This window comes from Sulfurimicrobium lacus (assembly GCF_011764585.1).
Classification (GTDB): Bacteria; Pseudomonadota; Gammaproteobacteria; order Burkholderiales; family Sulfuricellaceae; genus Sulfurimicrobium; species Sulfurimicrobium lacus.
This window is the reverse complement of sequence record NZ_AP022853.1, coordinates 1762142-1775874: the sequence shown is the minus strand read 5'-3', so window position 1 is coordinate 1775874 and position 13733 is coordinate 1762142. Positions and strand designations below refer to the sequence as shown.

General features: G+C 63.6%; 9 protein-coding genes. 2 read left to right on the top strand and 7 right to left on the bottom strand.

Going from position 1 to position 13733, the window contains the following annotated elements; genetic code table 11:
- The 7 genes from SKTS_RS08740 to SKTS_RS08710 form a co-directional block, all read right to left on the bottom strand.
- On the bottom strand, positions 1-510 hold the full coding sequence (locus SKTS_RS08740) for an arsenate reductase ArsC (RefSeq protein WP_173063370.1): 510 nt from the start codon (positions 508-510) through the stop codon (positions 1-3).
- A 90-nt stretch (positions 511-600) separates the two neighbouring features.
- Positions 601-948 (bottom strand): ArsR/SmtB family transcription factor, encoded by a 348-nt coding sequence (locus tag SKTS_RS08735; RefSeq protein WP_173063367.1) that lies wholly within the window; start codon positions 946-948, stop codon positions 601-603.
- A 53-nt stretch (positions 949-1001) separates the two neighbouring features.
- Positions 1002-3527, bottom strand: coding sequence for an EAL domain-containing protein (locus SKTS_RS08730; protein ID WP_173063364.1), 2526 nt, complete (start codon positions 3525-3527; stop codon positions 1002-1004).
- Positions 3514-3987 (bottom strand): response regulator, encoded by a 474-nt coding sequence (locus tag SKTS_RS08725; RefSeq protein ID WP_173063361.1) that lies wholly within the window; start codon positions 3985-3987, stop codon positions 3514-3516. Before SKTS_RS08725 ends, SKTS_RS08730 begins: the two co-directional genes overlap by 14 nt.
- On the bottom strand, positions 3984-5993 hold the full coding sequence (locus SKTS_RS08720) for an ATP-binding protein (protein WP_173063358.1): 2010 nt from the start codon (positions 5991-5993) through the stop codon (positions 3984-3986). Before SKTS_RS08720 ends, SKTS_RS08725 begins: the two co-directional genes overlap by 4 nt.
- Complete coding sequence (locus SKTS_RS08715) at positions 5990-6928, bottom strand: phosphate/phosphite/phosphonate ABC transporter substrate-binding protein (RefSeq protein ID WP_244617482.1); 939 nt, start codon at positions 6926-6928, stop codon at positions 5990-5992. The genes SKTS_RS08720 and SKTS_RS08715 overlap by 4 nt, the downstream gene beginning before the upstream one ends.
- A complete protein-coding gene (locus tag SKTS_RS08710; RefSeq protein WP_173063355.1) occupies positions 6925-9054 on the bottom strand; it encodes a CBS domain-containing protein in 2130 nt (709 codons plus the stop codon). Before SKTS_RS08710 ends, SKTS_RS08715 begins: the two co-directional genes overlap by 4 nt.
- A 246-nt stretch (positions 9055-9300) precedes the next feature.
- Here SKTS_RS08710 and SKTS_RS08705 point away from each other — a divergent pair, with 246 nt between their 5' ends.
- Both SKTS_RS08705 and SKTS_RS08700 read left to right on the top strand, forming a co-directional pair.
- Positions 9301-11748 (top strand): EAL domain-containing protein, encoded by a 2448-nt coding sequence (locus tag SKTS_RS08705; protein ID WP_173063341.1) that lies wholly within the window; start codon positions 9301-9303, stop codon positions 11746-11748.
- On the top strand, positions 11745-13685 hold the full coding sequence (locus SKTS_RS08700; RefSeq protein WP_173063338.1) for a diguanylate cyclase domain-containing protein: 1941 nt from the start codon (positions 11745-11747) through the stop codon (positions 13683-13685). The genes SKTS_RS08705 and SKTS_RS08700 overlap by 4 nt, the downstream gene beginning before the upstream one ends.
- Positions 13686-13733: the final 48 nt, after the last annotated feature.

Genomic DNA, 13733 nt, shown 5'->3' with positions numbered 1-13733 from the left:
CTACTCTCCTTTCTCGCGCAGCCGTCCGATGTCGTCGAGCTGACGTTTGAGGGACAGTTTGTCCAACTTTTCCACCGGCAGGCTGATGAACAGCGAGATGCGGCGACTAAGCTGGGTGAAAGCCGTGACAAAAGCCTTGCGCTTGTCTGCGTCGCTGCCCTTCGCTGCAGCGGGGTCGTCGATGCCCCAGTGGGCGGTCATGGGCTGACCGGGCCAGACGGGACAGACTTCGCCGGCGGCGTTGTCGCACACGGTAAAGACGAAATCGAATTGAGGCGCGCCCGGCTTGGAAAATTCGTCCCAGGATTTGCTGCGCAGGTCCTCGACCGGCAGTTTGCTCTTCTGCAGCAACTCGATGGCGAAAGGACTAATTTCTCCCGCCGGGTGGCTGCCCGCGCTCCAGGCATGGAACCGGCCCTTGCCGAGATGGTTGAGCAGCGCCTCGCCCAGAATGGAGCGCGCGGAATTGCCGGTACAAAGGAACAGCACGTTGAATATTTTCTTGTCCACAGCCAATCACCCTTAAAAAAACGGAGCTTCAATACTAAACAATCGCCGTTTCATATATATGACAAATCGCATATCTGAAAGCAAATTTTTTTACCCGCAACAACGCGCCGGACGATTGGGCATTTCACCGAGGCGCTTGCGGTCGTCCGCGAAGAGCGCCAGCCCGCCGCAGCCCTGCACCATCTGGTCGAGTACCCGGTAGGCCCACGCCGGCAGCAAGGGGTGGATGCGGTAATAAATCCACAGCCCCTCCCGGCGCACGGTCAGCACGCCATCCTCGCGCATCACCGCGAGATGGCGCGACACCTTGGGCTGCGGCATGTCCAGCGCGAAGCACAGTTCGCACACGCACAGCTCGTCGTCGTTAACCAGCAGCGCCAGCAGGCGGCGGCGGGTTTCGTCCGAAAGGGCATCGAAAAAATCATTGGCGTCGATCATTTGCACAATATATTCGTATAATCACATATAGTCAACAAATCGCAGCGGCGCGACTACTGGGGTATTTGCCGCCGCCCCAGTTCCCGTTCGAAGTGGACAAAGGCCTCGCGCACCGTTGCGCGCAGCGCGTCGTCCTCCCAGGGCTTGGCGAGAAACTTGTAAATCGCACCTTTGTTCACCGAATCGGTCACCGTCTGCAGGTCGGCATAGCCGGACAGCACCATGCGAACCGTGTCGGGATGGAGTTCGCTGACCCGGGTGAGGAAGTCGGTACCGCTCATGTCAGGCATGCGCAGGTCCGAAATCACTACCTGGGCGGGATTTTCAGCGAGCAATTCGAGCGCATCGACCCCGGAATGGGCTACCAGGATCCGGTACCCGTCGCGCCGCAACAAGCGTACCAGGGCATTGAGAATATTCGGCTCGTCATCGAGCAGCAGCAGGGTGCGCGCGGATTCCAGCTCCGTCCCGTCGAGCGACAGCGCCTTGCCCTGCCCGACCATCACAGCCAGTTCTTCGGGCGGGACCGGACGGCTGAAGAGATAGCCCTGAATTTCCTCGCAGCCAATGCTGTGCAGGTAGCGCAGTTGGCCTTCGGTCTCCACGCCCTCGGCGATCACGACCATGCCCAACCCCTGGGACAGCGCAACGGTGGCGCGCGCAATTGCGGCGTTTTTCGGTTCGGTGGTGATATTGCGCACAAATCCCTGGTCGATTTTGAGCCGGTCCAGCGGAAATCGGCTCAGGTAGCCGAGCGAGGAATAGCCAGTACCGAAATCGTCGAGACTGATGGTCACGCCCAGACGCTTCAGCTCGATGACCTGGCTGAGCGTGGCTTCGACCTCGCGAATCATCACGCTTTCGGTCAGTTCCAGTTCCAGGTAGCGGGGATCCAGCCCGGTATCGCGCAGGGTTTCCGCCACGATCCCCGGCAGCGTGCCGGCCAGCACTTGCAAAGCGGAAACGTTGACCGCCACCCTGATGGGCGGCAAGCCGGCATCCTGCCAGGCCTTGTTCTGGGCGCACGCGGTTCGCAGCACCCATTCGCCGATGGAGATGATGAGCCCCATCTCCTCCGCCACAGGGATGAAATCGGCAGGGGAAACCAGGCCCAGTTCGGCGCTGCGCCAGCGCAGCAGCGCTTCTGCCGCGCAGATGCCGCCGCTGCCCAGATCCACCTGCGGCTGGTAATGCAGCAGCAGTTCGTTGCGCTCCATCGCCCCGCGCAGGGCGTTTTCCATGACCAGGCGCTGGAGCACCCCGGCGGACAGCACGGGCTCGAAAAACTGGTAGGTATTGCGGCCGCGCGACTTGGCCTCGTACATGGCGCGATCGGCATGCCTGAGCAGCGTGTCCGGATCCTCGCCGTCGCCGGGGTAGAGGCTGATGCCGATGCTGGCTGTCACGTTCAGCTTGTGCTCTGCAACGCTGATGGGCACGGCGAACAGGTCCAGTATTTTGCGCGCCACCACCGCCGCCTGTTGCGCGTTGGCATCGTCCTCCAGCAGCAGCACGAACTCGTCGCCGCCCAGGCGGGCCAGGGTATCGCCGGCACGAAGCGCGCCGGCCATGCGGCGCGCCACTTCCTGCAGCAGTTCGTCGCCTACCGGGTGCCCCAGGGTGTCGTTGACGGTCTTGAAGCGATCCAGATCCAGGTAAAGCAGCGCCAGCGGAGAGTTTTCACGCTGCGCGCGGTCCAGGCCGTGGCTCAGGCGATCGTGGAACAGGATACGGTTGGGCAGGCGGGTGAGAGCATCGTGGTGGGCGAGGAAATCGATCTGCTGCATCGCCTCCTTGACCGTGCTGATATCGCTGAAAACGCCCACGTAGTGCGTCGTGACACCTTCATTGTCATTGACGGCGCTGATGGTGAGCCATTCCGGGTACACCTCGCCGTTCTTGCGCCGGTTCCACAGTTCGCCGCGCCACTGCCCGGTTTCGAGCAAACGATCCCACATCTCGCGATAGAAGGCATCCTCGTGGCGGCCGGACTGGAGCATGCGCGGGTTCTGGCCCAGCACTTCCGCCGCGCTGTAGCCGGTAATGAGTTCGAAAGCCGGATTGACGGAAACGAGGTTGCCGGCGGCATCCGTCACGGCGACGCCCTCGCCGGTGCTGCGGAACACCCGGTCGGCGAGGCGCAGGGCCTCCTCAGATTGTTTGCGCGCGTTGCGCAACTGGTGCTCGTCCAGGGCGTGGCGCACCGCCGGGCCCAGGCGCGCGGGACGATCCTTGAGCACGTAATCGCTGGCGCCCTGGCGCAGGGCATCGATGGCTGCCTCTTCGCCGATACCGCCGGAAACGATGATGAAGGGTATATCCAGATTGCGCTCGCGCAGCAGCTGCAGGGCGCGCAGGCCGCTGAAACGCGGCAGGTGCCAGTCGGCGAGGATCAGGTCGGGACGCGAATCGAGCCCGGCCAGGTACTCCTCTTCGGTCTGCACCCGCTGCCACTCGAAGCGGAAGCCTTCACCCCTAAGCTGCAGCATCATCAGCTCTGCATCGCTGGGCAAATCTTCGACGATCAGCACGCGCAAGAGCGGCGACTCCGGCTTCAGGGCGGCATCATTCACGGCCATGAAGTCCCGCCTCATCCATGGGAAGCGGCGGCGGAGCATTCAGCGTCAGCCAGTAACCCTCGATCTGTTTCACCACTTCGACGAATTTTGTAAAACTCACCGGCTTCACCAAATAGGAGTTGGCGCCGATGTCATAAGACATCGCCCTGTCCCCCTCCTCGCGCGAGGAGGTGAGAATCACTACCGGGATACGCTTGAGCAGCGGCGTTTCCTTGATCCGCCGCAACACGTCGAAGCCGTCGATGCCCGGCATTTTGAGATCGAGCAAGGTCAGGACGGGCAGCGGGTAGCGTGCGCGATCGGCATATGCACCATGACCGAACAGGTAATCGAGGGCCTGCTGGCCGCCGCCCGCCACTTCAATCCGGTTGGAGAAACGCACCTCGCGGAAGGCGTCGAGCGCCAACTCGACATCCATGCGGTTGTCGTCGACCAGCAGGATGCATTCGGGTTTAGTCAATTCGAACTCCCTTCTTCTTTTGCCGCCGGCAAACGCACCCTGAAAGTGCTGCCCTGGCCCGGCACCGATTCAATGCCGACTTCGCCTTCCATCAGCCGCACCGCCTTGGCGACAATGGCGAGGCCGATACCGGTCCCCGGATATTCGTCCTCGGAGTGCAGGCGCTGGAACACCTGGAAGATTTTCTCATGATACTCCGGTGCGATGCCGATGCCATTATCCGCCACGCGCAGCACCACCCATTCGCCTTCGCGCACGGCAGACAGCGTCACTTGCGGCATGCCGTCGCGGCAACGGTAGGTCAGCGCGTTGTCCACCAGGTTGGCGAGAATCTGCCCGATCAGCGTGGCGTCCCCGAGCGGCGTCACGAGCGGTTCGATCACTTCGAAACGCGCACCGGTGGCGGCGATGCGCTCGCCGAAGGTGGATGCCAGGTGCGCGGCGAGGGGCGCGAGCGGCACCGGCACCGCCCGCACGGCACCGCGACCGGTGCGCGAGTAGTGCAGCAGGTCGTCGATCAGCGTGCCCATGCGTTCGCTCGCGGCGATCACGTTGTCCAGGTAGTGGCGCCCCTCCTCGTTGAGGGAGTCACTATGGCTGCGCGCGAGGATCTGCGCAAAACCGCTCACCGCGCGCAAGGGTGCGCGCAGGTCATGGGACACCGAGTAGGAAAAGGATTCCAGTTCCTTGTTGGCAACTTCCAGTTCGGCGGTCCGGTCACGCACGCGCTGCTCCAGGGACGCGTTGAGCTTGCGGATTTCCGCGTCGGCCGCTTTCCGGTCCTCGATCATGCTCAACAGCACCAGGCGCGACTGGTCCGAAATCGCCAGCAAGCGCGCGGTTTCGGCCTGGGCGGCGAGAGCGGCCTGCTCGGCGCGCCGGCGCTCGGTGACATCCTGTTCCGCTCCGCGGTAGCCGCGCAACTGCCCCCGGGCATCGAAAACCGGCACGCCGCTGGTGAGAATCACGTGCGTCGTGCCGTCCTTGTGCCGGTTGAGGTTTTCCAGCAGGCGGAAGGGGACCTGGCGGGCGACGATGTCCTGAAACAGCGGCATCACCCGCTCCGCTTCCTCCGGCGGCATCAGGTCGAAGGGCGTCTTGCCGACGATTTCCTCGGCACGATAGCCGAGCACGTCCAGCACGTTGTCCGAGGCGAAGGTGTAGCGCCCTTCCGCGTCCACTTCCCACAGCCAGTCAGCCGAGGTCAGGGCGATGTCGCGAAAGCGTTCCTCGCTGGCGCGATGGGCCTCGGTTGCCTGCTTGCGTTCGGATTCGCTTTCTTCCAGCGCGGCGAGCATGAGGTTGAAATCGTTGCCCACCCTGCCGATTTCGTCCTTGCGCTCGAACTTGACGCGAAAGCCGCGCTCGCCGCCGCGTACCCGCGCGGTGGCGCTGACCAGCCGGTTCAGCCCCCGCGTCAGGCTGTTGGCCATGAAAACGGCGAACAAGGAACCCAGCGCGATGGCGAGCAAGGCAAAAACGGCTCCCTTGTACTTGACCTGGCGCAGGTTCGCGGCGATGCGTTCCTGGCCGACGCCCACCCGCGCCCAGCCGATGAAATGCTTGCCCGTCATGACCGGCGCAGCCACGTCGATCAAGTCGTCGTCGGCGACCAGGGTGGTGAGCACCGGAAGGCCGGCGAGAAGGTTGCGGCTGGTTGCATCCGTGACGAAGTGCCCGATGTTGCCGGGGTCGTTGTGCGCCAACACCCGGCCATCGGAAGAAAGCAGCATGGCGTAGCGCACGTCCGGGTCGCGTCCCAGCGATCGCACCACCTCCTGCAGCCCGGCCACGTCGTTCGCCATGACCCACGGGGCACTGCCGGCCGCCAGCATCTCCGCCATGCGGCTGGCATCCACCCCGGCGCGCCGGTGCAAAAAATCGCTCTGACCGGCTACCAGGTAGGCCACCAGCAGCGTCATCAGCAACGCATAAACGAATGCGATGCCGACCATGAGCTGGTGACGGATGGACATATCATGGAAGCGCTGAAAGAGGCGGCTCATTTGGCTTTTTCCACTTCTTCGAGCGGGCGCACAGTGGCACTGAAATGGGCGACGAATTCGCGTACCGGCCGGTAGGTTTCCTCGCTGGCGGCCTCGAAGCGGGACAGCGGCAGGCGCGCCAATATTTCACGTCCTTCCCGGCTGTCCTGCAAGGAAAACAGGATGGCGGCCACGCGCTGCAGCAATTGCGGCGGAAAATCGTCTCTCGCCACCAGCCCGTTGTTGGGCAGCTTATCGGTTGTCCACTGGACTTTCAGCTGGGCCGCGTAGTCGGGATGTTCCTTCTCGAAAGCAATCCACGGCGGCGGCCAGGTCGCGCCGGCTACGGTGTTCCCGAGATAGACATTCATGATGGAGGATTCCTGCGAGCCGACATAGCGCGCCTCGTAACTGCCGACGGGCAGGCCGTGGTCGTTGAGGTAAAGCTGCGGCAGCATGGTGGCGGCGAGTGCGCTCAAGGCAGGGAAACTCACCGCCTTGCCCTTGAGGTCCCCTACATCGCGGATTCCGCCGTCGCGGCGCACCAGGATGATGCCGCGAAACATTGCGTCGTCGCCCATCTTGCCGAATACGCGATAGCCATGCTTGAGCGCGTTGATGGTGTGATACGGATTGGGCAAGGCCAGGTCGAAATGGCGGGCGTAAAGCTTCTTCTCGAACTCCTCGTAATTGCGCGAGGCTTCCAGCGAGAAATGCGCCTCAGGAATGCGCGCATTGAGCAACTCGACGATCGGTCCGTAAAGCTTGAACAGGCGCGACGGATTATGCAGCGGGTGCACACCGAAGAGGTATTCCCGCCTGACCGGCTCCGTCGCCGGTTTGTCGCCGATCACGGGCTGATAGCCCGCCTGCTTGTCGCGCTTGTCGCAGCCGCCGGCCAGGGTCAGGGCGCACAGCAACAGCGTGGCGAGGAATATCCGCGGCAGTGCCTTCAAGCGTCGCCCCCGCCCGGCTCCACGCTGCCATAGCGCGGCGCTTCCCCGGCGCGGCGCAGCAGTTCGTTCACCTCGCGCTTCAGCTCCAGCACGCGGGTTTCGCGCCCCAGCGTGGCCTCGTGCCAGCGGCGCAATTCCTCGAGCTGCTCGGTGAGCCGGGCTTCATGGAGCTTGATTTCAGTGATGTCGCGGCCGATGCCCAGCACCCCGATGAGCTGACCGTCGACCGCATGCATCGGGGTCTTGGTGGTCTCCAGCAGAACGCGTCGGCCATCGTCGGCGAAGGTGATCCACTCCTGGTTGGCGCTGGGGTGATCGGCGGCAAGCGCGGCGTCATCGTTGGCACGAAAAAAGTCCGCCTGTTCGCAAGCCACGAAATCGTAATCGGTCTTGCCCACGATGTCGGCTTCCTTCGCACCGAAAAAGCGCTCGAATGCCGGGTTGCAGGCCAGATAGACGCCCTGCGGGTCCTTCAGCCAGACCAGGTCGGGAATGGTCTGGATCAAGGTGCGCAGGCGCCCCTCGCTCGCCTGCAATCGCGCCAGGGTGCGCTGTTCCGCGGTGCGGTCGCGGAACACCATCACCGCGCCCGACAGGCGCCCGTCCCGATGGATCGGGTAGGCGCGATACTCCACCGCGAAGCTCGACCCGTCGGCCCGCCAGAACACCTCGTCGACGACCCGCGCCACCGAGCCGGACGTATAGGTCTTGCAAACCGGACAGGTTTCGCGCGGATAGGGCGTACCGTCGGCGCGGTTGTAATGGGCGAGTTCGTGGATGCGTCGCCCCACCAGGTCTTCCGCACTTGAAAGACCGAGCAGGTGCGCGGCGGCACTGTTGGCGAAGGTGCAGACGCCAGCGAGATCGATACCGCAGATGCCTTCTTCGGCGGATTCCAGCAGCAGGCGCTGGGTGAGCTCGGCCTCCTGCAAGGCGCGCTGCCCGGCCTCCTTGGTGCTGACATCGCGGCAGGTGAACACCATGCCGTGTCGCTCGCCCTGCGGTTCAAGCAGCCCGGCCGCGTGAAGTTCGAAATGGCGCCCCAGCGACAAGTCGGCGACGCCGCTCCAGCCGCCATCCCGATGGGCGCACTGCGTCATTTGCGCATAAAGCGCGGCGGGGAACCCGGCTCGTTCGAAGGCCGCGGGAAAATCGTCGCCGGGCTCGACATGCCAGGCGCACAGGCTGCGCGCAGCGGCGTTGGCATAAATCACCTGGTGCTCAGGGTTCACGGCGACTACCGCGAGCTCGGGCGCGCAATCGAGAATCAGGTCCAGCGTGCCCTGCTCGTCCAGATCGTGGCGTATCTGGTCGATTTCCCGCGCCTGCTCGCGGATTACGCCCCTGAGCACGTCCAGATATTCGTCCTCGAGGCGCTTCAGCAGATCGTGCTCGGTGAGAATGCCGACCAGATGGCCGGCCTCGTCCACCACCACCAGGCGGCGCAGCTTGTTCCGGCGCATGCTTTCCGCCGCTTCGTGCAGCGCCAGTTCGGGTTTCACCGCGACGACCGGGTGCCGCATCGTATCGGCCAGGCTGCGCGCCCTCGCTTCGGCACCCTGGCGATAAAGCCCCACCATGTCGCGTTCGGTGATGATGCCCAGCGGATTGCCGCCTTCGGCCACCACCACGCAACTGACGTGGTGACGCTCCATCATCAGCGCAGCGTCGCCCACCGTGGCGTTCGGCGGCAGGGTCAGCACGTTGGTGGTCATGAGGCTTTTCACGTCGCGCACCTTGACCAGGTATTCCATCCCGAGGTGGCGGCGGAAATCGGATTCGTCCACGATGCCCAGCGGCGCGCCGTCATCGCCGGTCACCAGCAGATGGCGATGGCTGCGGCTGACCAGGAGGTGATAAGCCTCGCGCATCGACAGGCTGCCGGGTGCCGCGTTCACCGGCGTGCTCATCACCGCCGACAGTGCCTGATGCGGGTCGACGCTGTGCGCCAGGGCCAGCAGCACGTCCCGCTCGGTGAGCAGACCCACGCTGCGCCCGTCCTGAATCACCAGCATGGCGCTGGCGCCGGCTGCAGACATGCGCTCGGCGGCATCAATCAGTCCTGCTTCCGGCGGCAGGGTCAGAAGCGGGGCGGAAATGAGATGAACAAGAGTGGGCCGGATCATGGCGTCATTAAAATTTATTATGCAAACATTGTGGCACCATTGGCCCGGCTGGTAAATCAAGTCGCCGGACTTTCTCCCGCGCGGCGCGCCATTGGCATATCCCCCCCAGCGCCGCCATGCGGCGATGTCTGACAGGCTAGTAATGGTTTACACTATACATAGATCAGTTTTTTCCCTGACCGCCAATTCCGGCATGACTCTCAAGATACGCCTAGCATGCAAGTTCCCTCAAATTGCCTCGTTTTAATGGCTGAAGACGATCCGGGCGACGCCAACCTGGTGCGCCAGGCACTGCGCGCAAGTGTCGAACCACACTTCGACATCACCTGGGTAACCAGCCTTGCCGACATACGGCAACAGTTGCTCGAAAATCCACCCGACGTACTGCTGCTGGATCTGTCACTACCCGACTCGAATGGACTCGATACCGTTCATGCCTGCCGCCGGGCTGCGGGCACGCTGCCCATCATCGTGCTGACGGGGCACGACGATAGCGGTTTTGCGCTGCAGACGATCGATGCCGGTGCGCAGGATTACCTGATCAAGGGCAAGTTCGACACCGACGACCTGGTCCGCGCCATCCGCCACGCCATCAGCCGCGCCCGGCTGGAAGCACGGCTGAGCGAAACGGGAACGCATTTGCGCACCCTGATCAATGCCATGCCCGACTTCGTCTGCTTCAAGGATGGAGAAGGCCGCTGGCTGGAAGCCAACGCCGCCAATCTCAGGATTTTCCGGCTGGAAGGCATGGACTACCAAGGCAAAAACGACAAAGAATTGTCTGCCCTGCAAAGCTTCCACCGCGAGACCTTCCTGACCTGCGCCGCGAACGACGAGATCGCCTGGCAGACCGGCACCATCCAGCAATATGAAGAAAGCGTGCCCCGTCCGGATGGAGCGCCGCAGATATTCGACGTCATCAAGGTGCCGCTGTTTCACGACGACGGCCGCCGCATGGGCCTGGTGGTGGTCGGCCGCGACATCACCGAACGCAAACAGGCCGAAGTTCATCAACGGCTCGCCGCCCGGGTGTTCGAGACCACGGGCGAAGCGTTGCTGGTGACCGACGGCGAAGCCAACATCATCGCCGTCAACCCGGCCTTCAGCCGCATCACCGGCTACAGCGAAATGGAAGTGCTGGGCAAGAATCCGCGCATGTTCAACTCCGGCCGCCACGACAGTCTATTCTTCCGCAGCATGTGGCAAACCCTGCGCAGCAAGGGAGAGTGGGTCGGCGAAATCTGGAACCGGCGCAAGAATGGCGAGCCCTTCCCCGAATGGGTCACCATCAGTTGTGTCAGGGACGATAGCGGACAGGTCACCCACTATGTCGCCGTGTTCGCCGATCTGAGCGAAATCCGACGCGCCCAGGCCACAGCCGAGCACCTCTCCCGGCGCGACCCGCTCACCGGGCTGGTCAACCGCGCGCATTTCCTCGCTCAACTCGACAAGACGCTGGTCAACGCCCACGTCGAAGGCCGCTTCGCCGACGTGCTGCTGCTCGACCTCGACCGTTTCAAGGACATCAACGAAGCCCGCGGGCTGGCCATCGGCGATGCCTTGCTCAAGGCGGTGGCGCAACGCCTGGCGCAAACTCTGCACGCCGACGATGTGCTGGCACGGCTGGATTCGGACGAATTCGCCGTACTGCTGCCGCGTCTCGTGGCGACGCGCGACGAGGCCGGCCACCGGGCCCTGGCAATGGCGGAAAAGCTGCGCGCCGCGTTGCGCGAGAACATCGAACTGGACGGCGAGGCCATGCATCTCGACGCCAGCATCGGCATTGCCCTGTTCCCCGAATCGCCAAAGGAAACCGCCTCCGACGTATTGCGCCAGGCGGACCTGGCGATGCACCAGGCCAAGGCCGAAGGCGGCGGCCGTTCCGTATTCTTCGAAACGACCATGGGCGAGACGGTCAGGGAGCGCTACCAACTGGAACGCGAACTGCGTCATGCCATGGCGGAAAACCAGTTGCGCCTCTACCTCCAGCCCCAGGTGGGCCCGACTGGCCAGCAGGTCGGCGCCGAAGCGCTGGTGCGATGGGAACACCCGACGCGCGGCCTGGTGCTGCCCGGCGTGTTCATCGCCCTGGCGGAAGCCTCCGACCTCATCGTCGCCGTCGACCGCTGGATGCTGGCCGAGGTTTGCCGCCTGCTGGCACGCCTGGACGCCGAAGGGCGCACGCTGCGCGTAGCGGTGAATATCAGCCCGCGCCACTTCCAGAAACATGACTTCGTCGCGGAGATCAAACATCAGCTGGCTGCCAGCGGCGCCGATCCGGCCCACCTGGTGCTGGAAGTGACCGAAGGGCTGGTGATCGGCAATTTCGCCGACGTGGTAGCCAAGATGAACGAGCTGACGGCGCTGGGCATCCATTTTTCCATGGACGATTTCGGCACCGGATACTCCAGCCTCGCCTACCTCAAACGCCTGCCGATCCACGAACTGAAGATCGACAAAAGTTTCATCCAGGACGCCCCGAACGACCCCAACGACGCCGCACTGGTGGAAACCATCCTCGCCGTGGCACAGCACCTGCACCTGCAGGTCGTGGCGGAAGGCGTGGAAACCGCGGCCCAGGCAAATTTCCTCCACGCCCGCGGCGAAATCATCCACCAGGGCTACCTGTATGGCAGGCCGCAAGCGATGGATGCCTGGCTGTCCGAGCTGCATGAAAAGGCGGTGCCGACATGAGCCAATTTTTCCGTCGTCTGATCGCGAGCATCTTCCTGCTGGGGATTACCCTGCCGTTGCTCGCCGCCGAACCGGTGCGGATCGGCGTGCTGGCCTTCCGGCCCAAGCCGCAAACCCTGGCGCAATGGCAACCGCTGGCCGGGGTTTTGCAGCGCGCCATGCCGGAGCGGAACTTCGTCGTCGAAGCGCTGGACTACCCGGAGCTGGAAGCGGCCATCACCCGCGGAGAGCTGGATTTCGTCCTTACCAATCCCGGTCATTATGTGCTGCTGGCACATCGCAATGGCCTGTCCGCTCCGCTCGCCACGCTGATCAGCAAGGACAGCGGCCAGCCGCTCTCCGACTTCGGCGGCGTCGTTTTCAGCTTGGCGCAACGTGCCGACATCCGCACCCTGACCGACCTGCGGGGCAAGACCCTGGCCACGATCGGCACCAGCTCGCTGGGCGGCTACCAGATGCAGGCGTACGAACTGACCCGCAAGAGCGTTCGCCTGCCGCAGGACGCCCGGATACTGACCACCGGCATGCCGCATGACCAGGTCGTGGCGGCGGTGCTGGCCGGTCGCGCGGACGCCGGCTTCGTGCGCAGCGGCGTATTGGAAAACATGGCCAGCGAGGGCAAGCTCGACCTGAACCGCCTTAAAATACTGAATCGCCAGGACAAGCCGGATTTCCCCCTGCAAGTTTCGACCCGGCTCTACCCGGAATGGCCGTTCGCCTCGTTGCCCAACACCGACAAAGACCTCGCGCGCCGCGTCGCCGCCGCCCTGTTCGTGCTGGAAAAAGACGCAGCCGTCACCCGTGCCATGGCTATCCACGGCTTCACCGTCCCTGCCGATTACTCGCCGGTTGAAGAACTGTTGCGCGAACTGCGCCAGCCGCCTTTCGAGGCAGCGCCGGCATTCACGCTGCAAGACGTTTCGGCACGTTACCAGTGGCAGATTTTCGCGGGCGTGATCGCCGGCGGCCTGATCGTTCTGCTGGCGATACGCCTGGTACTGGTCAATCGCCGTCTGGCTGCCGCGCGCACGCGCGACCACCTGCTGGTTTCCGCCCTCGAGGCGGTGGGCAATGGTGTGGTCATCACCGATACCTCTGCCAAAATCGAGTGGGCCAACACGGCATTCGAACCGCTGACCGGCTACAAGCCCGAAGAGGCGCTTGGCCTGCGCGCAAGCGAACTGGTGAAGTCGGGGCAACAGGATCAGCCGTTCTACGCGGCCATGTGGAGCACCATTCTCCGCGGAGAAGTCTGGCGCGGCGAGGTAGTCAACCGCCGCAAGGACGGCAGCCTCTATGACGAGGAACTCACCATCGCCCCGGTGAAGGACGAGAGCGGCACCATCCTGCATTTCGTCGGGATCAAGCACGACATCACCGAGCGTAAAAAAACCGAGGAACGCATCCTTCATCTGGCGCAATACGACGTGCTCACCGACCTGCCCAACCGCGCGCTGCTGAACGACCGGCTGCAACAGGCGATAGCCGCCGCCAGGCGCGATGGAACGGGCCTGGCGCTGATGCTCATCGATCTCGATAAATTCAAGCCGATCAACGACACGCTCGGTCACGACGTCGGCGACCTGCTGCTGAAAGAAGTCGCCCGGCGCTTGCGGGGTTGTGTGCGCGAATCCGATACCGTGGCGCGCATCGGCGGCGACGAGTTCGTGGTGCTGCTGCGCACCGTCGCGCATGTGCCGGATGCAAAAGCGGTGGCGGAAAAAATTCGCAACACCCTTAACCAGCCCTTCGAACTCGCAGGACATCGCCTGAGCATTTCGTCCAGCACCGGCATCGCCCTCTATCCCGAGCATGGCAGCAGCGAAGTCGAGCTGTCCAAGAACGCCGATATCGCCATGTACCACGCCAAGGAAAACGGCCGCGACAATGTTCAGGCATTTCAGCCGGAGATGCTGGATGGGCGTGATGCGGCGTGAAAACGCATGCAAATCCCTGTCCGAACGATCATTGCGAGCGCAGCGAAG